This is a genomic window from Arthrobacter sp. Z1-9 (assembly GCF_054792695.1).
Window position 1 is genome coordinate 1,939,228 of sequence record NZ_CP096456.1, and the last position, 19,619, is coordinate 1,958,846.

Annotated in this window: 20 protein-coding genes; 10 read left to right on the forward strand and 10 right to left on the reverse strand. The window is 64.2% G+C overall.

Annotation, left to right across the window (positions count from 1 at the left end; genetic code table 11):
* Window positions 1-372 precede the first annotated feature (372 nt).
* A complete protein-coding gene (locus M1D93_RS08870) occupies window positions 373-1,074 on the reverse strand; it encodes a GntR family transcriptional regulator (protein WP_461174726.1) in 702 nt (233 codons plus the stop codon).
* A gap of 220 nt (window positions 1,075-1,294) precedes the next feature.
* Between M1D93_RS08870 and M1D93_RS08875 the strand changes: the two genes are divergently transcribed.
* The 4 genes from M1D93_RS08875 to M1D93_RS08890 all read left to right on the forward strand — a co-directional run bounded on the left by M1D93_RS08875 (window position 1,295) and on the right by M1D93_RS08890 (window position 6,122).
* On the forward strand, window positions 1,295-2,461 hold the full coding sequence (locus M1D93_RS08875) for a mandelate racemase/muconate lactonizing enzyme family protein (protein ID WP_461174727.1): 1,167 nt from the start codon (window positions 1,295-1,297) through the stop codon (window positions 2,459-2,461).
* 93 nt (window positions 2,462-2,554) lie between these two features.
* Window positions 2,555-3,931 (forward strand): cation:dicarboxylate symporter family transporter, encoded by a 1,377-nt coding sequence (locus M1D93_RS08880; RefSeq protein WP_461174728.1) that lies wholly within the window; start codon window positions 2,555-2,557, stop codon window positions 3,929-3,931.
* 120 nt (window positions 3,932-4,051) lie between these two features.
* Window positions 4,052-4,999 carry a phosphoglycerate dehydrogenase gene (locus M1D93_RS08885; RefSeq protein WP_461174729.1) on the forward strand — a complete coding sequence of 316 codons (948 nt, stop codon included), beginning with the start codon at window positions 4,052-4,054 and terminating at the stop codon, window positions 4,997-4,999.
* A 34-nt stretch (window positions 5,000-5,033) separates the two neighbouring features.
* Complete coding sequence (locus M1D93_RS08890) at window positions 5,034-6,122, forward strand: tartrate dehydrogenase (protein ID WP_461174730.1); 1,089 nt, start codon at window positions 5,034-5,036, stop codon at window positions 6,120-6,122.
* Between the two features lie 167 nt (window positions 6,123-6,289).
* Here M1D93_RS08890 and M1D93_RS08895 read toward each other — a convergent pair whose 3' ends face one another.
* From M1D93_RS08895 to M1D93_RS08905, 3 genes are read right to left on the reverse strand one after another with little or no spacing between them, the layout of a single operon-like run.
* Window positions 6,290-6,640 carry a GNAT family N-acetyltransferase gene (locus M1D93_RS08895; RefSeq protein ID WP_461174731.1) on the reverse strand — a complete coding sequence of 117 codons (351 nt, stop codon included), beginning with the start codon at window positions 6,638-6,640 and terminating at the stop codon, window positions 6,290-6,292.
* A 29-nt stretch (window positions 6,641-6,669) separates the two neighbouring features.
* Window positions 6,670-7,683, reverse strand: coding sequence for a pirin family protein (locus M1D93_RS08900; protein WP_461174732.1), 1,014 nt, complete (start codon window positions 7,681-7,683; stop codon window positions 6,670-6,672).
* On the reverse strand, window positions 7,680-7,892 hold the full coding sequence (locus M1D93_RS08905; RefSeq protein ID WP_461174733.1) for a hypothetical protein: 213 nt from the start codon (window positions 7,890-7,892) through the stop codon (window positions 7,680-7,682). The genes M1D93_RS08900 and M1D93_RS08905 overlap by 4 nt, the downstream gene beginning before the upstream one ends.
* Before the next feature lie 325 nt (window positions 7,893-8,217).
* Between M1D93_RS08905 and M1D93_RS08910 the strand changes: the two genes are divergently transcribed.
* On the forward strand, window positions 8,218-8,796 hold the full coding sequence (locus M1D93_RS08910; RefSeq protein WP_461174734.1) for an NADPH-dependent FMN reductase: 579 nt from the start codon (window positions 8,218-8,220) through the stop codon (window positions 8,794-8,796).
* A 151-nt stretch (window positions 8,797-8,947) separates the two neighbouring features.
* On the opposite strand, the gene M1D93_RS08915 is transcribed toward M1D93_RS08910, so the two are convergent.
* Window positions 8,948-9,205, reverse strand: coding sequence for a hypothetical protein (locus M1D93_RS08915; RefSeq protein WP_461174735.1), 258 nt, complete (start codon window positions 9,203-9,205; stop codon window positions 8,948-8,950).
* Window positions 9,206-9,254: 49 nt separating this feature from the next.
* Here M1D93_RS08915 and M1D93_RS08920 point away from each other — a divergent pair, with 49 nt between their 5' ends.
* Window positions 9,255-10,487: a saccharopine dehydrogenase family protein gene (locus tag M1D93_RS08920; protein ID WP_461174736.1), complete on the forward strand. Its 1,233-nt coding sequence runs from the start codon at window positions 9,255-9,257 to the stop codon at window positions 10,485-10,487.
* 92 nt (window positions 10,488-10,579) lie between these two features.
* Here M1D93_RS08920 and M1D93_RS08925 read toward each other — a convergent pair whose 3' ends face one another.
* Window positions 10,580-11,347 carry a DUF4386 domain-containing protein gene (locus M1D93_RS08925; protein WP_461174737.1) on the reverse strand — a complete coding sequence of 256 codons (768 nt, stop codon included), beginning with the start codon at window positions 11,345-11,347 and terminating at the stop codon, window positions 10,580-10,582.
* A 90-nt stretch (window positions 11,348-11,437) separates the two neighbouring features.
* Between M1D93_RS08925 and M1D93_RS08930 the strand changes: the two genes are divergently transcribed.
* Window positions 11,438-12,118 carry a TetR/AcrR family transcriptional regulator gene (locus M1D93_RS08930; protein ID WP_461174738.1) on the forward strand — a complete coding sequence of 227 codons (681 nt, stop codon included), beginning with the start codon at window positions 11,438-11,440 and terminating at the stop codon, window positions 12,116-12,118.
* A 60-nt stretch (window positions 12,119-12,178) separates the two neighbouring features.
* On the opposite strand, the gene M1D93_RS08935 is transcribed toward M1D93_RS08930, so the two are convergent.
* Window positions 12,179-13,381 carry a cation:proton antiporter gene (locus M1D93_RS08935; RefSeq protein ID WP_461174739.1) on the reverse strand — a complete coding sequence of 401 codons (1,203 nt, stop codon included), beginning with the start codon at window positions 13,379-13,381 and terminating at the stop codon, window positions 12,179-12,181.
* Between the two features lie 252 nt (window positions 13,382-13,633).
* Here M1D93_RS08935 and M1D93_RS08940 point away from each other — a divergent pair, with 252 nt between their 5' ends.
* The gene (locus M1D93_RS08940) at window positions 13,634-14,512 is read left to right on the forward strand and encodes an SMP-30/gluconolactonase/LRE family protein (RefSeq protein WP_461174740.1); all 879 of its coding nucleotides are present in this window, start codon (window positions 13,634-13,636) and stop codon (window positions 14,510-14,512) included.
* Between the two features lie 38 nt (window positions 14,513-14,550).
* On the opposite strand, the gene M1D93_RS08945 is transcribed toward M1D93_RS08940, so the two are convergent.
* Window positions 14,551-15,153 carry a dihydrofolate reductase family protein gene (locus M1D93_RS08945; RefSeq protein ID WP_461174741.1) on the reverse strand — a complete coding sequence of 201 codons (603 nt, stop codon included), beginning with the start codon at window positions 15,151-15,153 and terminating at the stop codon, window positions 14,551-14,553.
* Between the two features lie 130 nt (window positions 15,154-15,283).
* Between M1D93_RS08945 and M1D93_RS08950 the strand changes: the two genes are divergently transcribed.
* On the forward strand, window positions 15,284-15,562 hold the full coding sequence (locus M1D93_RS08950; RefSeq protein WP_461174742.1) for a YciI family protein: 279 nt from the start codon (window positions 15,284-15,286) through the stop codon (window positions 15,560-15,562).
* A 110-nt stretch (window positions 15,563-15,672) separates the two neighbouring features.
* Entirely contained in the window at window positions 15,673-18,051 is a 2,379-nt protein-coding gene (locus M1D93_RS08955; protein WP_461174743.1) for a beta-galactosidase, read from the forward strand.
* A gap of 4 nt (window positions 18,052-18,055) precedes the next feature.
* Here M1D93_RS08955 and M1D93_RS08960 read toward each other — a convergent pair whose 3' ends face one another.
* Complete coding sequence (locus tag M1D93_RS08960) at window positions 18,056-18,370, reverse strand: hypothetical protein (RefSeq protein ID WP_461174744.1); 315 nt, start codon at window positions 18,368-18,370, stop codon at window positions 18,056-18,058.
* A 35-nt stretch (window positions 18,371-18,405) separates the two neighbouring features.
* On the reverse strand, window positions 18,406-19,608 hold the full coding sequence (locus M1D93_RS08965; RefSeq protein WP_461174745.1) for a zinc metalloprotease: 1,203 nt from the start codon (window positions 19,606-19,608) through the stop codon (window positions 18,406-18,408).
* Between the last annotated feature and the right edge of the window lie 11 nt (window positions 19,609-19,619).

Below are 19,619 nucleotides of genomic sequence, written 5' to 3' on the forward strand. Positions count from 1 at the left end.
ACAGGATCTTTCGTTTTTTCCGAATCATGTGATCTTTCCCCTACAGCTTGAAGATTCGATTGGAACGCGTCCCACGCTATGGTTTCGTCGCGGCCATCCGGGACAACTTGGGAAGTTTGTGCCCGTGTCAATTCAAGGACTGACCGCTGCCCGGTGGCCGTAACGTCCGCGCCGTCCGTAACCGCTGCAGACTGAAAGATCAGCACCGAATGGTTGGAAGCGTTCGCGGCAACCCCGTGAACATCACGTCAGCAAGTGACATGGTTCTTGCTCTTGTTCGCCAGGGCGGCGCTCGTCGTGCCTATTTAGAGTCCATGCCGGAGGCAGCGGCCAGTCTCCTGATGATCGGGGAAATTCGTCGGCGCAGAATTCCTAAGCAAATTTCTCCGTGGATACTGACTGGACGTTTTCGCTTTCCTCAAGGGCTCCGGTAACTGAGGCTGTGAGGCTGTTGGCGATGTGGGTCCGTGCGAGTTCGGCTGCACCGGGGCCATCACCGGAGGATACAAGTTCAAGAATCTGGTGGTGCTGGTTCAGGTCTATGGTCCGGGGTTCATCACCGGATGGGAGTTCCAGGCCGAGGCGGCGGTAGCGGTCGGACTTGTCCCACAGGTCATCCAGGAGCTTGATCATGCTGGCGTTGTGGGAGGCGGCGTAGACGGCCCGATGGAATTCGCGGTGTGCCGTGATGGCCTCCTCGCCCCAGACGCGGGTGACCGGTAGCAGTTTCTCCGCTGCAGTCCGCATGGCGACGATGTCAGCTTCGGTCCGGCGGTGTGCCGCCAACTCGGTCGCTGACGGCTCCAGCGAGAGTCGGACTTCAAGCAGTTCACGGGCCTCTGAAGCACTCACGTCAGCCACACGGGAGTCCCGGTGGGTATCCATGATGATCAGGCCCTCGCTGGAGAGCCGGCGGATCGCTTCACGCAGGGGAGTGATGCTCATCTGCATCTTGTCAGCCAGTTCGTACTGGGAGACGCGCGAGCCGGGAGCGAGGCCGCCGGAGAGGATCAGTTGGCGGAGTTCGCCGTACGCCAGGGTGCCCTTACTGGAAAAGACGTTCGTGGTGCTCATTCTGACGCTCCGACTCCTATTGATGCGGGACACAACGCTGGTTTGAAACATCTTATAAGAACATGGACGAGAAGACTTGTGCGCCCCGTCACTCCCAGGCTAACCTTGATTCAGGTCTTATAAGATATTCGCTGGATGGGCCTAATGTCCTCGCACCTCGGGCTGACCCTCGGCCCGAAGGCTTATAAGAAATAAGATCACTATAGGAAGAGATTCAAAGATGAAAATCGTTTCCGCCCACGTGGGCACCATTCCCATCAGCTCGTCGATCCGCAACGCCTTCATTGACTTCACCAAGATGGACTGCACGATCATCGCGCTCGTCTCCGATGTATTCGTCGACGGCAAGCCCCTGGTCGGCTACGGTTTCAACTCCAACGGCCGCTACAACGCCACGGGCATCCTGAAGGACCGCATCCTTCCGCGCATCATGGACGCCCCGTCCGAAGACCTGCTTGATGAGGACGGCCAGCTCTCGCCGGAAAAGGCGTGGGACCTGATGATGTCCAACGAAAAGCCCGGCGGCCACGGTGAGCGCTCGGTCGCCGTCGGCGTGGCAGACATGGCCCTGCACGACCTCGCCGCGAAGATCGCCGGCGTCCCGCTGTACCGGTGGATCTCGGATCACTACGGTGACGGCAACCCGGACAAGGACGTCTTCGTCTACGCCGCTGGCGGCTATTACGCTCCTGGCAAGAGCCTTGAGGACCTGCAGAACGAAATGCGTGGCTTCCTGGCCAAGGGCTATGACGTGGTCAAAATGAAGATCGGCGGCGCGGACCTGGCCGAAGACCTCCGCCGCATCGAGGCCGTGATCGAGGTCCTCGACGGCGACGGCTCCCGCCTCATGGTCGACGTCAACGGCAAATTCGACTTGGAAACGGCGCTGGAATACGGCAAAGCCATCGACCAGTACGGACTGTTCTGGTACGAGGAAGTGGGCGACCCGCTGGACTACGCTCTGAACGCCACCCTCTCCGAGCACTACAAAAACCCGATCGCAACCGGAGAGAACCTCTTCTCCCTCCAGGATGCCCGCAACCTGGTCCGCTACGGCGGTATGCGCCCGGACCGCGACTTCATCCAGGTGGACCCTGCCCTGAGCTACGGCCTGACAGAATACCGCCGGATCCAGGACATGCTCGCCCAGCACGGCTGGTCCTCACGCCGCTGCATCCCGCACGGCGGCCACCAGTTCTCCCTGCACATCGCAGCAGCCCTCAAGCTCGGCGGAAACGAATCCTACCCCGGCGAATTCCAGCCCACCGGCGGCTTCACTGACGACGCTGTCATCGTCAACAGCCGCGTGGCCCCGGGCGACCTGCCGGGCATCGGGCTCGAGGGTAAGGCCGAGTTCTACAAGGTCCTGCGCGCACTGCACGATTAATCACTCCGGTAGTGCCCTGGTCCCGGGCAGCATCACTGCCCGGGACCGCACCTCTCAAATTTTCCCTGTCTGTCGTGCAAAGGAGCACCCAAGATGTCGTCCCACACCGTGCAGAACCCACAACATTCCGCCCACCCGCCCAAACAGCGCTCCCGGTTCGGCCGGCTAATGCGCGAACTCTGGTTCCAAGTCGTCCTGGGCGCCGTCCTGGGCATCGCCGTCGGCTTCCTCCTGCCCGAAGTCGGCAAACAGCTCACACCGCTCAGCGACTGGTTCATCGCCCTGGTGAAGATGATCGTCATTCCGGTGGTGTTCTGCGTTGTTTCCCTTGGCATCGCATCCATGGACAGCCTGCGCAAAGCCGGCCGCATCGGTGTGAAGGCCCTGGGCTACTTCCTCGCCCTGTCCCTGCTGTCGATGCTCATCGGCCTCGTTGTCGCCAACGTATTCCGTCCCGGTGATGGCATGAACATCGATCCGTCCCAGCTGGACTCCAGCAAAGTCCCCGCGAAAGCCAGCGAAGGCTTCGACGGCATCGAGTTCGTCAACAACATCATCCCCGAGTCCCTGTTCGGCGCCCTGACCGGCCACACCATCATTGCCGCGCTGATGGTCTCCATCATCTTTGGCGCCGCAATGAATGTCTCCGGTGAAGCCGGTGCTTTCCTGACCAAAGGCATCCAGGCCCTGTCCACGGTGATCTTCAAGATCGTCAACTGGGTCATGCGTCTTGCCCCCATCGGCACCTTCGGTGCACTGGCGGCCGTGGTGGCCAACTACGGCACCCAAAGCCTGCAGCAACTCGGTTACCTCGTCCTGCTGTTCACCGGAACCTGCATTGTGTACGTCCTTGTGGTCCTGGGCATCATCGCCCGTACCTGCGGACTGAACATCTTCACGGTCATGCGCTACTTCAAGGCCGAACTGCTGATCGCCCTGAGCACCTGCTCCAGCGAAGCAGTCCTGCCGCAGCTGATCAAGAAACTCGAAGCCATGGGCGTGGGCAAGTCCACAGTAGGCATCGTCATCCCGTCCGGGTTCTCCTTTAACCTCGACGGCTCTGCCGTCTACCTGACCATGGCCTCGGTGTTCCTGGCCCAGGCCGTAGGCATGGACCTGTCCTGGGAACAACAGCTGGTCATGGTCGGCGTCATGATGCTCACCAGCAAGGGCACCGCTGGAATTGCAGGCGGCGCGTTCATCGTCCTTGCCAGCACCTTGAGCTCCGTCGGCGGCATCCCGCTTGCCGCTCTCGCCCTCATCGTCGGCATCGACCGGCTCCTGAACGAAGGCAGGGTGTTCATCAACGTCCTCGGCAACGTGATGGCGGCGGTCGTCGTCGGCAAGTGGGAAAAGGACTACGACCCGGAACAGGCCCGTCAGGCCCTGCACGCCGCCGGCCAGAAAAAGAACGAGTTCGAGTCAAAGCCAATCACCACTGTGGAGGCGGACAAGGTAGACGTCCACTAACACCGCATGTTTCAGGGCCGCCGCGCACACCGCGGCGGCCCTGCCCCCGTGAACTAAAACCCACAGCCGCTAATCGCAGCGCATCATCCCCGGCAATCACATGAGGAACCTACCTGCGCCATGTCCGCCCGCATCCTGATCACCACCGACTACCTCCACCCGGGAGATCCCGTGGACGAACTCCTGCTCGAGCACGGCCTGGAACCTGTCTACTCTCCCTCCCGGGGGCCACGGACCCTTGAGGAACGGCGCTCCTTGTTCGACGGCGTCTCCGGAGCAATCCTCGCCAGCGAACCGGTCACCGCCGACATGCTCACAGGCGCTGCCTCCCTAAAGGTCATCGCGCGCAGCGGCGTAGGGTACGACTCCATCGACCTCCAGGCGGCGGCCGCACAAGGAATCAGGGTCTGTAACGCGCCCGGGACAAACCACCACTCCGTCGCCGAACTCACCATCGGACTGATCATCATGGCCGCACGGCGCCTCGGCGAGGTCACCGCCGCCGTCCGCCAAGGTCACTGGCCCCGGGACGCCGGCAACGAACTGCGAGGCTCCACCCTCGGCATCATCGGGCATGGCCCCAGCGGACGCGCCACCGCAAACCTGGGGGCCGCCCTCGGCATGACCGTCCTCGTTAGTACCGCCCACCCCGACCCTGACACCAGCGCCGTCCGGTTCGCCGATATCGACACCGTCATCCGGGAGGCCGACTACCTCTCCCTGCACACCCGCGGAGGCCGGTCCGCGGGCAAACTTATCGACGCGCCCCGGCTGGAGGCGATGAAACCCACCGCCGTCCTCATCAACACCGCCCGCGGCTCACTCGTAGATGAAAAGGCCTTGGCCAAAGCACTGTACAACGGCACCATCGCCGGGGCCGCTTTGGACGTGCTCGAGATCGAACCGCTGCCCTCGGACAGCCCCCTTCGGGGTCTGGACAACATCCTCATTACCTCCCATCTCGCCGGACAAACCATCGAGGCACGGACACGGGCCGGTCTGGCAGCGGCCCAGGCCGTCGTCGACGTCCTCGAAAACCGTGAACCGGCACACCCTGTCGACCGCTAATCCGAACCCGAATCAAAGCAACGAAGGATCCCTGATGTCGAAACCACACCGCATCGCAGTCATTCCCGGCGACGGAATCGGCACCGAAGTCGTACCCGAAGGGCTGCGCGTCCTGGACGCCGCAGCCTCAGCGTTCGACCTCAACCTCGCATACGAGCACTTCGATTACGCCTCGGCCGACTACTACGCCCGGCACGGGAAGATGCTCCCAGACGGCTGGTTCGACGAGCTGAACCAGTTCGATTCCATCTTCTTCGGCGCCGTGGGATGGCCCGACGTCGTCCCTGACCACATCTCGCTGTGGGGAAGCCTTCTGCAGTTCCGCCGCCACTTCGACCAGTACGTCAGCCTCCGCCCGGTCAAACTCCTGCCCGGTGTACCCAGCCCCTTGGCCGGCAGAGTCCCGGGCGATGTGGACTTCTACGTCGTGCGCGAAAACACCGAGGGCGAATACTCCAGCATCGGCGGGAAGATCTTCGAAGGCACCGACCGCGAAACCGTGGTCCAGGAAACCGTCATGACCCGCACCGGCGTGGACCGGATCCTCAAGTACGCCTTCGACCTGGCCCGGAGCAGGCCCAAGAAGCACCTGACTTCCGCCACCAAGAGCAACGGCATCTCCATCACCATGCCCTATTGGGATGAACGCGTGCAGGCCATCTCCGCTGACTATCCCGAGATCGACGTGGACAAGTACCACATCGACATCTTGGCCGCTAACTTCGTCATGCACCCGGATTGGTTCGACGTCGTCGTCGCCAGCAACCTCTTCGGTGATATAATCTCCGACCTCGGACCCGCCTGCACCGGAACCATAGGCATCGCCCCCAGCGACAACATCAACCCTGAGCGGAAGTTTCCCAGCCTCTTCAAGCCCGTCCACGGCTCCGCCCCGGACATCGCCGGCAAGGGCATCGCCAACCCCATCGGGCAAATTTGGTGCGCCGCCATGATGCTCGACCACCTGGACGAACCCGAAGCCGCGGCCGCCATCACCACCGCGATGGAAACCGTGCTGGCCCGTGGATCCCAGGCCCTGACTCCGGACATGGGTGGTACCGCCACCACGGAAAGCCTCGGCAAGGCAGTGGCCACCGTTCTCAAAAATCGAACTTCACTCTGACGGTCCCTTGAAATTGCCTGACGCCGGGTCCGGGTGTGCCCTAAAACAGTTGGCATATACGCCAAGTGGCTGAACTTTCCGTATTGGATGCCGTGTTTCCGTGTTCGGTCATCTCTGTTGTCGCCATTAGGGCAGTCGTTTTTGACGATGCAGCCTGTCGGCTGAAGTTATTGGCTGCTGGCGTGTTGCACGGCAGCGAGGTGTTCGGGGTGCACGGGGGTCATGCGGGCCTGATAGTCAGGGTGTTTGCGGAGCCAGGTCTTGACGTAGGGGCAGACGGGGACGACGGCGATTCCGGCTGCGAGGGTGTCATCGAGGGCGTCCTGCACGAGGCGGGCGGCGAGGCCTTGCCCGGCGTAGTCTTCGCTGACTGTGGTGTGGTAAAAAATCCGCTCCGGTCCTTTTGTGCTGTTGTGGGGAAGGTAGTGGGCTTTGCCGATGACGGTGTCGCCGTCGAGGAGTTCATAGCGACGGCGTTGGGGGGCGTTGCGGACGGTGATGGTGGCGTTGTTTTCCAAGAGAAAAGTTCTTTCCTTGAGGTCGTGCTTCAGCCGCGGGGGCGTAGCTGGACGTTGGGCAGTTCCGGGGCGGGCAGCGGGTTCGGGTAGCCTTCGGGGTATGGTCCGAAACGGGGGTAAGGGGCCCCGTCGGGGTAGGTGTTGCCGGCGGGAGGCCCGGCTGGTTCGGCGGCGATTTCTGCCTGCCATGCAGCCCGGTAGCTGACTACTTCATCGTGGGTGCGCCCGACGAAGTTCCACCACATCACGATGTGTTCCCGGAGTGGTTCGCCGCCGATGATCAGCACCCGGGCGGGGGTTTTACCGGCTTGGAGGATGATGCTGCTCCGTCCCGGCGCAAGGTAGTGGAGGTGGTCCACGGACATGAGTGTGGCGTCCAGGAAGATTTCTCCGGTGTCGACCAGGATCCCGTGTTCAAAGGACGGGTCGAGGGTTAGTTCGAGGCGTGAACCTGCCTTGAGCACGGCCTCGGCGCCGAGCAGGGGAGGGGTGTAGGTGGCTACGGGGGAGGTGGATCCGGCCAGGGAGCCGATGAAGACCCGCAGTTCTGTGCCGTCGCCGGAGACGGGTTCCGGGGCGTAGTGTTCAAAGGTCGGGGGCATGTTCCTGGTCGCGTCGGGCAGGGCGTACCAGAGTTGGGCTCCGTGCAGGATGCCGGTGTCCGGGGTGGAAAACTCCTGGTGCGAGATTCCCCGTCCGGCGATCATGAGGTTGACCTCCCCTGGCCGGACGATCGCCTCGTAGCCTGCGGAGTCGCGGTGGGCGATTTTGCCGGTGAAGAGCCAGCTCACGGTGGCCAGGCCGGTGTGTGGGTGCCGTGGGACGCGCATGCCTCCCGATTCCGGTACGAGGTCAGGCCCGTAGTGGTCCAGGAAGCACCACGCGCCGATGAGGCTGCGTTGCTTCTGGGGAAGGGTACGACGGACGGGCATGGCGCGCGGGCCGCCCAGGGGAACTTCCCGCGGAACCAGGAGCTCCACTTCCTGCGTGCCTGTCATTTCGGCGCAGATGATTTCTTCGGGGGCTGTTTCGAGGTTGCTCATGACAGGACCCTTCGGGATGCCGTTGGCGGCTGGCTGCTGGGGCTGGGGCTGGGCGCAGTCCGGGGACGGACGGGATGGCCGCTGAGGAGGGACACGCGGTTGAAGGCGTTCATGATGATGGCGCACCACTGCAACGCCGAGAACTGCGCGTCGGTGGGAGCGGCGCGCGCCGCCACGAGTTCGGAAGGGATGTTCCCGTCACCGGCCATAACAACTCCTTTTGATAAGACAGGACGAGATGGTCGGGCCACCGTCCTGGTCCCACAGCCGCTGATCAGCTGACTTATGCGACCCTTATGATCCTTGCAATGCCAAGGCTTCGAAGCAATGTCTTGCTCTATCAATTGTGGGCGAGCCAGGCCCTTTGCGGCTTCGAGGTCGCTGGCTGAATCCCGTGCTGGCCGGGTGCTGTACCTACCAACTCCAACCCCTCCGGGTGACGCACCTCACGTCAGGAAAGTTTGATCATTCAATGATTCACCGGCATGATGGATGCAGTAAGTACATGCAGATGCATCTAGTTAGGGAGTCGCAATGACCAGGATCGCCATCATCACCGGCAGCACCCGTCCGGGCCGCATCAACCACCAGGTCGCCCAGTGGGTCCTCGATCAGACTGCGGACCGCACGGACGCCGAGTACGAAATCGTCGACATCGCCGACTTCAACCTTCCGGTTCTCGATGAGGCCTACCCGGCCGCCTACCAGAACTACCAGAACGACCACACCAAGGCCTTCTCAGCCAAGATCGCCGAATTCGACGGCTACATCTTTGTGGTCGCCGAGTACAACCACTCCATCAGCGGCGCGCTGAAAAACGCCCTTGATTACCTGAATGTTGAATTCAACAACAAGGCCGCCGGCTTCGTTTCCTACGGCTCCAAGGGCGGGGCCCGCGCCGTCGAGCACCTTCGGGGTATCGCCTCTGAACTTCAACTGGCACATGTTCGCAACCAGGTCATGTTCTCGATCTTCACCGACGTGGTGAACTTCACCACCTTCAGGCCCACGGAACAGTCCGCCGCTGCCCTCGTCCCGATGCTGGACCAGCTGATCCTCTGGACGCGCGCCATGGAATATGCACGCAGCGAGGCCCTCGTAACCGCCGGCTAGCACCGCCCCCGGCAACAAAACCGCCGAACGTTGAAAGATTGCACTGCAAAGCCCCAGGGTCGCCCCTGGGGCTTTGCAGTGCAATCGGCAGTCACGACCGGGAGTCAGCGACCTATCAGCCCTTCCCGAGGTGTCTGGCCCAGCCGGAGGGTTAGGTGCGGCCGGCAGCGGCTTGAAGGTCGGCGACGACGGACTCGGGTTCTGATGCCAAAGGAAGGTTCTGTTGGTCCCGGACTCCGTCGATGGCGCCGCTGGGATCGTGGACAAAGGTTGATCGACTCGCCGGTTCCAGCGGCACACCCACGGGTTCAACGCCGCCCTTGAACGCGTCAAGGCGCAGGCGGCCAATTGAACAACAACGTGAATAGCCCTCAACTCCCGCAGGTCCGGCGGCAGCTTGCGGTGACACATACCGGCAAAGGTCCACACAATTATCGCCGCTGTGAAAGGCTGCAGTTGTGGACACCTCATCGCGGGAACATGACCTTGTTCTCTTCGGAGCGACGGGTTTCGTTGGCCGTCTGATCGCCGCCTACGTCGCGGAGCACGCATCGGCCGGTATGCGGGTGGGACTAGCGGGCCGGTCCAGGTCCAAACTCGAGGCGGTGCGCTCGCAGTTGCCGGTCGCGGCGCACGGATGGGCCCTCATCGAGGCCGACTCGGAGGATGCGGACTCGATCGCCGCCCTGGCCGCGGGCACACGCGTGTTCTTCACTGCCGTCGGTCCATATGCGAAACATGGACTACCTGTCGTCGACGCCTGCGCACGGGCCGGTACCCACTACGCCGACCTCGCTGGTGAGGTGTCCTTCATCCGGGAGGCGATTGATCGCTACGACGCTCTGGCCAGGACGAGCGGGGCCAGGATCGTGCACTCCTGCGGCTACGACTCGGTTCCGTCCGACCTCGCTGTACTGCTGCTGCATCAGGCGGCAGAAGCCGATGGCGCCGGCGGTTTGGCCGAGGTCCAACTTGTTGCTACGGCCAAGGGTGGCGTCAGCGGAGGCACGCTCGAGTCGATGCGCGGGCAGCTCGACGCGATGCGACTGAGCCCTGCCCTGCTGTCATTAGCTGCGGACCCCTACGCCCTGAGCCCTGACCGCACACGCGAACCGACGACACAACAGCCTCCTGACGCCGGTCCTGTGCGGCGTTCCGCTGACGGCACCTGGACCGCGCCTTTCATCATGGCCCCGGTCAACACTCGGATAGTGCGCCGCAGCAACGCATTGCAGGGCTGGGCCTACGGCCGCTCCCTTCAGTACGGCGAGGCGATTGGGGTGGCCCGGGGACCGGCAGGAGCAGTCATCGCCAGGGCAGCGGCGCTCGGGCTTCGGGCTTTCACGGGCGCGATGGCGTTCCCGCCTACCCGGCGGGTGCTCGACCGCTTTCTTCCGGCACCAGGTTCGGGTCCGGGCGCCAGCACGCAGCGCGAGGGCTGGTTCCACTCCCAGGTAACCGCCCGCACCGAGGACGGCCAGCGATACCAGGCGATTGCTGCCGGCCCCGGTGATCCCGGCTATGCCGCCACCGCCGTGATGGCAGGGGAGACTGCACTCGCTCTTGCCCTCGATGGTGACCGGCTGCCGGCCGCAAGAGGGTCGCTGACACCGGCCACTGCACTCGGCACCGTGCTCGTGCAGCGACTCCGCGCGGCCGGGCACACTTACCAGGTAATCAAACTCGCCTGAACCCAGGTCCTGCCGGTCTCCGGCTAACGGGGAACAGCCAGACACGGATAGTAATGGCCTCGCAGTCTTTGTATGGTCATGGGGTCAGTTCCTTAGGCCATTCCATGAAGGGCCGGGCGGAAGTGCGTAACGGGAGCGGGGCTGTCCACTGCTGAGCGCTTGATCAGGATGCTGATGCCGAGGGCGGCTATCCAGAGGCCCCAGCCGGTGCTGCCGATCAGGCCGGCGAGGTCCCAGACCGGGAAACCGGGGACAGCGGTGGCAAGGATATCGCCCTGATTGAGCAGATAGATGCTGCTGGTGATGAGGCCGGCGGCGCCGATCCATCGGGGAAGAAATCCTCTGGGCAGGATCATGACGCTGACAGCGGCGGACCATCCGATCACCAGCAGCTGGCCCAGGTGCTCGCCCAGCAGCGCCCCGCCGAACTGGTGCTGTGCTGTCCAGGCGGCGGCCACAGCAGCCCGTGTTTGCCCGTCACCTGTCGCGTAGGTGCTGGCCAGTGCCGGGACGACAAAGACCCAGCGCAGGAACCCGATGAGCGACAGGACCACGGAGGCAGCCCCGGCATAAGTGGCAATCTTTACAACGTGATTCCCCTGCAGGTCGAGTGCGGCCGGAAGCAGCAGGATCGGGATGGCCAGGAGCCCGTAGGTCCAGGCCGCCGCGAACCAGGCCCACACCAGTGCAGGCCCGCCGGCGGTAAAGGCGGGCAGCACCACCTCGGCCGGCTCCCGCAACACGTCCGGCCAGTCGAACATCACCGACAGCGCTGTAGCCGCTGCCGCGAACGCCAGGGCGCTGATGGCAAAAAGGCCGCCGGTGGCGATCCGAAGTTTTATGGTTGGGCTGGTATTCATGGCGGTCTCCCTGCCTATTTCTGTACGGCGTACAAATTGGACGCTGTACAATCGTGTACGCTGTACAGAGTAAAGTCAAGAGAGGGACTAATGACGACCCAAGCACGCAGTTCCCGGCCCGGTCCGCGCCGCACCCTGACGGAGGAAGAGATCATGGGCGCCGCCCTCGACCTCCTGGATGAAGGGGGCGTGAACGCGGCATCCGTGCGGGGAATCGCGGCCCGGGTAGGGGTTGCGCCGAACGCCGTCTATACGTACTTCCCGGATAAGGCCGCCGTCGTGAAGGCCATTGTTGAGCACCTGCTGGGACAGGTGGACCTGGCGGTATTCTCGGACCGCGATGTTCCCTGGCGCCAGCGGATTGAGTCGCTGGCGTTGGAACTCAGGGAGCGGCTTACCGCCCATCCGGGAGCGGTGACCCTGATGATCGGGGGACCGATGGACGGTCCACGGGCCCTTGCGCTGAACGAACACCTCATGGAGACGCTTCAGGATTCCGGGTTGGACGCCGCAGAGGCGGCGAAGGCGTCGTACCTGCTGATCGTCTACGTCTTCGGCTCGATAGCGCTGGAGACGGCAGAGCTAGGTGGTCAGCGCGGGGGAAGTTCGGAAGGCGAAAGGATTGCCTCCCGTCTGGAGGGGTTCTCGGCGATACCGGCCGGCACTTACCCGCTGTCCGCGGGAGCAGCAGATGTCATGGCCGGGTACGTCTCCACCGAGCAATACGCGTGGGGACTGCACAAAGTGCTCGACGGGATCAGCGGAACATAAGCGCCAGGGCTGGGTGCAGATGGCGCGGGTCCGCGGGCGAAGAGCATGCTGTACGAGCCCCTACGGAACGTCCTGGTGCCGTGCCGCGGTTCCTGACGGTTCCCGTTGCAGCTGCCGGAGGGCGAGCAGCGGAAACAGGAGCACTGAAAGCATTCCTGCTCCAACCAGAGCGGACGAAATTGCGCTGGAGATGAGCCCTTCGTTCCGGCCGATGGCTGTCACCGCGACGATGATCGGCAAGCCGGTGGCCCCAAACAGAACGATGGCGCGTTTGTCGGCCCAGTTGGACTTGGGCGGAGCGGCGAGCAGCGACGGCAGTCCGCGGATGGCGAGCAGGAGGAGCAGGAACAGGGGGACCAGCGCCAGGGCGCCCGGGCTCGCGGTAAGTGCGCGCAGGTCGAAGTCGATGCCGGTGTCGATAAAGAAGACCGGCACCAGGAATCCGAACGCGACGGCGTCCACTTTCGTCTCAATGACGTGCCGGTCCTGCTCGGGAGCGCGCGCGATGGCGACCTTCCAGAGGACGCCTGCGGCGAAGGCGCCCAGCAGCATGTCGAGGCCCAGAACCATGCTGAGCACAACGAGCACGGTGAGGATGAACATGACGGACCTGACGGCGAACTGCCCGCTGGTGTGCAGGGTCCTGGTGACCTGTGAATGGAGCAAAGTGTGCCGTGCGCGGGAGGCGAGATGAATTGCCACACCGGTTAGGAGAACAAACCCGAGCAGTACTGCTGTGGCCAGCCCCAGTTCCCTGCCGCTAAAGAACAGTGAGATGGCCACCAGAGGTCCAAACTCCCCGGCGGCACCAAGTGCGGTGACCGCGGTACCCAATGGGGATTTCGATGTGCCGGCGTCGCGAAGGATAGGCAACAGCGTGCCCAGAGCCGTGGAGCACAAGGCGACGCCGATAATCACTGCGGCAGCCGGCGTCCGGGCCAGGACAAAGCCCGCACCAATGCCTGCCGCCAGGGAGATGACCCATCCGGCGGACGCGCGGGTAATGGGACGGCCGCGGATGGCGGCGAAATCGACCTCATTGCCGGCAACGAAGAAAAGCATGGCCAGCCCGAACTGCGCCAACGTGTCGACGAATTCGGATGGCTGGATCCACCCCAGGAGGCTGGGGCCGAGCACGATTCCCAGGACGATCTCGAACACCACGATGGGCACCCTGACAAAACGATCCAGGAAACGGGCCGCAAGGGGCGCTACAACAGCCAGCAGAGCGATCAGAACCAAGGACGCGGACAAGCCCTGCATCAGCGGTACCTCCGGTACCTCGGCTGCTTCGAAGGAAACGTAAGTCCAAAGCTACCGCCACCCTCAGCGACGGCGCCAGCACACGAAGCCCCTTGTGCCCCCTTCTTCGGTGCGGCAAGCAGCGTCACTCGATGGTGGTACGCCCAGGGGTTTCTCCGCGTTATCGTTTTCCGTAATGCGCGTGCACGCCGGGTAGCCACTCGCGGGCATAGCGTCATGCATCGGCAGGAAAGCTGGAGGCGGAGGGCTCGGATGGCTGTTGAACTGACCAATGGCGGGTTGGAGCGCCTGTCCACGGGCTCGGCGTGGGCCGAGGGTCCCTTATGGGTGCCGTCGTCCCGGACCGTGCGCTGGAGCGATATCCCCAACGACCGCATTCTCGAATTCAACCCCGCCACAGGAGTAACCCGTGAGTACGGGCTTGGGGTTGAATTCACCAATGGCCGGACCCTCGACCTCGACGGGACTGTTGTGCAGTGCAGCCATGGGCGCCGCCGGGTTGAGCGTGACCGCGGGGGAGCTGTGACAGGGCTGGTTGATTCCTTCCAGGGGCGCCGACTGAACTCGCCCAACGACGTCGTGATTGCCCGCGACTCCAGTATCTGGTTCACGGACCCGCCGTACGGGATCCTCCCGGGCACCAAGGAAGGGCATGAGGGAGAGCAGGAGTACGGCGGCTGCTACGTTTTCCGGTTCGAGCCCGCCTCGGGGACCCTCACTGCTGTGATCACTGACCTTGTGTATCCGAACGGTCTGGCCTTTTCACCGGACGAGTCGGTCCTTTACGTTACGGACACCGCCGGGCCGGCTCATGGGGTGCCGCTGAGAATCGTCGCCTACGATGTCCGGGGCGGTGTGTGCAGCCGCCGCACCACCGCCGTCGAGCTTGAAGAAGGCCACGCTGCTGACGGCCTGAGGGTGGACCTCCAAGGCAGGATCTGGACTTCTGCCGGGGAAGCAGTGCGCGTCTACTCCCCGTCCTTCGATCTCCTGGAAACCTTCCCAGTGCCCGAAAGAGTATCGAACCTGTGCTTCGGCGGCACGGACGGCCAGGACCTCTACATCACCGCGACCACCAGCCTGTATCGGATCCGCACCACCACCCGGGATGCTGCCGCCCGCAATTCTTGAGCGCGAGGAACACCGCGGCAGCGGCGCCGTCGTTCTATCTAGGCTCTGGGCACCAGCCGGTAGCGCACATGGGTCACCAGGCGCGTACCGCTTACTTCCGTCGGCTCAAGCTTGAGGTTTCCGACGCCGTCCAGCAGCCTCTCGCCCGCCCCCAGGGTAAGCGGCGCGATGTGCAGCCGCAGCTCGTAGATCAGCCCTGCCGAAAGGAATTGGCGGGCAGTTTCTGCACCCCCGGCGACGGCGACATCTTTACCGGCAGCGGCCGCGCGCGCCTGGGCCAGTGCGGACTCGACCCCGTCGTTCACGAAATGGAACGTTGTGCCGCCCTGCATCTGCAGGGGAGGGCGTGGGTGATGCGTGAGTACAAAAACGGGGGCGTGGTACGGCGGCTCTTCACCCCACCAGCCGCGCCAGCCCTCATCCCATGGCCCCGCCCCGGGACCGGCGAACATGTTGCGGCCCATGATGTACGCGCCCGCGGAGAGAATGCCCTCAAGCGCTGCTGCGTTGGCCTCGGGTTCTTCGAACTGCCACCGGTGCAGGTCCTCGCCGCCCTCACCTAACGGGTTGGAGGGGCTTTGACGGGGGCCGGCGAGGAAGCCGTCAAGGGATACGGTGAGATCGCAGGTGACGCTGTTCATGACTTCCTTCTGCGGTGGGAGGGATGTTCAGAGCGCGGTTCGATAACGGCCATGCTAGGGGCGTTCGACGGCGACCGGAAGGGGCGGCGTCGACCTTGCCGTCCGCGGGTGGGCAGGTAGGATCTCGCGCATGGAATCCGTTGTTATGTACAGCATCGCTGAGGGCGTCGACCGGTCACGCGTTATGGAAACGTATCCCCGCCACCAGGCTTACTTCGAAGCGTTCCGCGCCAACGGCGGCGGTCTCCTGGCGCTGGGTCCGTTCCTGACCCCGGATCCGGCCGGTTCGTCCATGGGGCTTTTTACCTCGAGGGAGGAAGCCGCACGCTTCGTTGCCGAGGATCCCTTTGTTGTGGAAGGACTGGCCGTGCCGCGAATCCTGGAGTGGGACGCAGTACGTTTCGACTAGGCACGGGCTCCTTGCGTACCCGGGCGGCGGCCCGTCATGGCAGCAGGAAGCGGCTCACCGCTGTGAACAGCCTCCACCTCACCTCTCCTGCGAGCTGGAAGAATCCACACATGCGCTTTGACCCGAGCACCCTTGAACTGCAGAGCACCCTTGAACTGCAGGGCAGCCCAGGACTCCTGAAGGCTACCCACCTTCCCCACGAACTGCCCCTGCAGCTCCCGCCCATGAGCAACACCGAGGATCGGCACAGCAGGTGGCGGCTCACCAACCGCTACATCGAGTGCTCTGGCCGGCCGGCGGTGCCGGTGTCAGGCGAAATCCACTTCAGCCGGCTTCCCCGGGCACGCTGGGAGGAGCGGCTGAGGCTGATGAAGTCAGGCGGCATCACCGTGGTTGCCTGCTACGTCTTTTGGATCCACCACGAACAGACTGAGGGCGAGGCGCGCTTCGACGGCAATCTGGACGTCGCGGCCTTCGTCCGGCTGTGCGCCGCCCTCGACCTGGATGTGGTCCTGCGCCTGGGACCCTGGTGCCACGGCGAGGTGCGCAACGGCGGTTTTCCCGACTGGGTCCAGGCGGCCGCCGTCGAACACCGCACGAACGACCCTGCCTACCTGGCCCTCGTGGAACGCTGGTTCCACCGTCTCGGCGCGGAGTTGCAGGGGTTGACCGGCCCGGACAGCAACGTCATCGGCATCCAGCTTGAGAATGAACTCTATGACCAGCCCGGACACATCGCCGAGCTGAAAAAACTCGCCCGGGCAGCAGGACTCAGCGCCCCCATTTGGACGGCCACAGCCTGGGGCGGGGCCGACATCCCTGAAGACGAGGTCCTGCCGGTGTTCGGCGGCTACGGCGACGGCTTCTGGGTGGACGCTGGCGCCCCCTGGGACCCCACCTTCCGGCAGCACTACTTCTTCAGCCATCAGTGGGACGATCCCGGCATCGGCGCGGACCTGCGTGAACACTTCTCCGGCAGCAACGCAGCACCCGCCCGGTCCCCGTCCGCCCTCTACCCGCCCGCCACCTGCGAACTGACCGGCGGCATGGCCACGGCCTACCAGCGCCGGCCATGGCCAACGGGCAAGGACGTCGCCGCCGTGGCCAACAACAAGATCGGCAGTGGCTCCGGTTGGCAGGGCTACTACATGTTCGCGGGCGGAACGAATCCTCCCGGCGGCCTGCAGGAGTCACAGGCGACGGGCTACCCCAATGATCTCCCCGTGTTCGACTACGACTTCCACGCGCCCATCGGCGCCTCGGGGAGGCCGGCACCCAGCTTCGGCTTCCTGCGCCGCCAGCATGCCTTCCTTGCGGCGTTCGGGAACCGACTCGCCCCCATGCCGTCCGCCCTCCCGGACCAGGTACCGGCCGGCGTCGAAGACTCACAGACGCTCCGCTGGGCGCTGCGCAGTGACGGTCAGTCCGGGTTTGTATTCATCACCTGGCACCAGCCCCACATTCCACTGCCCGACTATGCTGGAGCCCAGTTCAGCCTGTCGCTGGGGGAGGACACGGTGACCTTTCCCGGCAAGCCGTTGGCTATCCCCGCCGGAACGATTACCGCGTGGCCCGTGAATTTCGAGATCTCGGGCGTGCTCCTGCGCTGGGCGACGGCATCGCCGCTGACCCTGCTGGGGCCGGAATCATCACCAACCCTGGTCCTCACCGCCGAAGCCGGAATAGCGGCCCAGGTTTGCCTGGCCGAGGGAACGGCGCTCGAGGGACCCGCTTCTGCCCTGGGTGGGAACGCCTATGCCGTTGACGCCGAAGATCCAGTGACCCTGACGGTGACGTCCCTCCATGGCTCCCTGGATATCCTGGTCCTGCCGTCGCACCTGGCTGACCAGGCATGGGTTCTGGACACCCCGCGCGGACGTGAACTGGTTCTGTCAGCTGACCCGCTCTGGGTCGGCGCGGACGGACTCCTGGCCGGCAGGTCGGTCGGGTCGCCTTCCGTTCGGCGATACTCAACTCGGACCGCCCGGTTCGAAGACGTTCGACGTTCCGCAACGGAACCCGAAAAGGCACGGGTCACCCTGCCTGCCGGGTTGATCCGCCCCGCGCAGCCCGTTCCTGCTTCGTTCGGTTCCCTGGCCGGCCGGGCGGCTGCCCCCGGCGAGGGAGCCATCGAGGAACTGGCAGCGGTTTACCGCCTGGACCTGTCAACCACGGCGGGATCCCTGGCTGAGGACGGGCACACCGAGCTGGAGATCATGTGGGCCGGGGACGTTGCGCGGCTTACCGTTGACGGCCGCGTGGTTGCCGACCGCTTCTGGGACGGTTCGCCCTGGGTCATCGAGACGCACGACGCCGGCATCTGTCCCGGCTCCGAGGTCCTGCTCCAGATCCTTCCCCTTTCGAAGGACGCGCAGGTGGGGCTGCCGCTGGAGGCGCAGCACCGGCGTGACAGGGTCGACGGCGACCTGGCCGCTATGGACAAAGTCGAGCTGCTCCACTGGACCACGTGGCAGGAGGTTGCCGCCTGACCCGCTACTTCTCCACAATAAGCTTGTCGGGAGCCCACGACTGGACCCGCCGGGGGAGCGCAGCGCCTGCCTCCGGTGCAGTGGTAATTTCGGCCTGTCCGTCTCCCAGATCCTCCCAGCGGCCGGGAATTGACTCCCCGCGGTCGTCGCGGCTGCTGCCGTGCCAGATGCAGGTTCCGTCCGCCTGTACCTCGATGGCATCCCGCCACCGGGCGGGCCGAAAGGCGTAGTCGCGGGGGCGGAACACCATCGAGGAGGCTGTGTCTTCCTCGTGGGAGTGCAGCCAAATGCCAGTAATCTCCTGCGGGGGCCCAGTCACGACATTACCTTCCGGCCGGCGTCGTCATCCCTCCATCATCCTCCAGCAGGTGCGCCGGTGACACCGTTAAGCGCCGACCGGATGCCCTCCAGTATCAACTTGGCCTGTTGGTTTTCCTGGCGGAGCCGCTCGAGTTCCTGCCGCAGCCGGAGCACCTCGCTGTCGTCTTGTTCCTGGACCTCAGCCGGGGCCGCCGCTGCCGCGCTCCCATTTCCGGTGAACGCCGGCTGGGTTACCGGTGAAGACGGTACGGGGGCGGCAGGCAGGGCGAAAGCGGGTGCGGTCAGGAAGGACGCGCGGGCACCGTCCAGGCAAGCGTCCATTCTGCGTGACTGGCCGTTGGTGAACATAAACATTGCGGCGTCATCGGTGTAGTCCATGTAGTTCATATACATGTTGCCGTCGGGGCCGTTGTTGCAACTGATCTGCGGGAACGTCGGGCTGTTATAGGTAGCGTCGGCCTGGTTGGGGGTGTCGTCAACCAGGTCGCTTCCGCTGCAGGAGCCGCGGTCGTCGCCCCAGATGTGCCGCAGGTCCAGCCAGTGGCCGATCTCGTGCGTAGCGGTCCGGCCCAGATCAAACGGAGGCTGTGCGGTCCCGCCCTTACCGAAGCAAAAGTTTGCGATGACAACGCCGTCGGTGGTCGGCGGTCCGCCAGGGAACTGCGCGTATCCGAGGATAACGCGACCAATCGCGTCCCTGAGCTCGTTGCACACCCACATGTTGAGGTAGTCGTCGCTGGGCCAGGGGTCCGCGCCGCCGGTTGCACCCGACTTGACGTCGTCCAGTTCGGTGGTGAAGAACGGCATCGATGAGGGCGTCCGCGTGATGCCCTCGGTGGGATTGCCGTTGGGATCCTGGGACGCGAGCCGAAATTCTATCTTGCAGTCGGCCACCCGGTCCGTCCAGACGGACGGCACCTGCGACACATCAGAGTTGCCGGCCCGAAAATCCTCGTTGAGGACGTCGATCTGGCTCTGGATCTGCGCCGCGCTGATCTCCTGGGCAGGGTCCGCCGGATTATGGACCACATGGACCACCACCGGGATGGTGAGCACTCCGCTCCGGGCGATACTGCGCGTCTGGTCCTCGTAGGCCAGGGCTCGGTTGTCGATCAGGGCGCGGCGTTCCTGGTAGGTGACGCTCTGGTTCAGGAGGCGGCGGTGTACTTCCATGGTCCCGCACAGTTCACGGCTGCGCTGCTGCTCGGGAAGCATTGGCTGGTTTGTTTCGTGCATCGTAGGTTTCT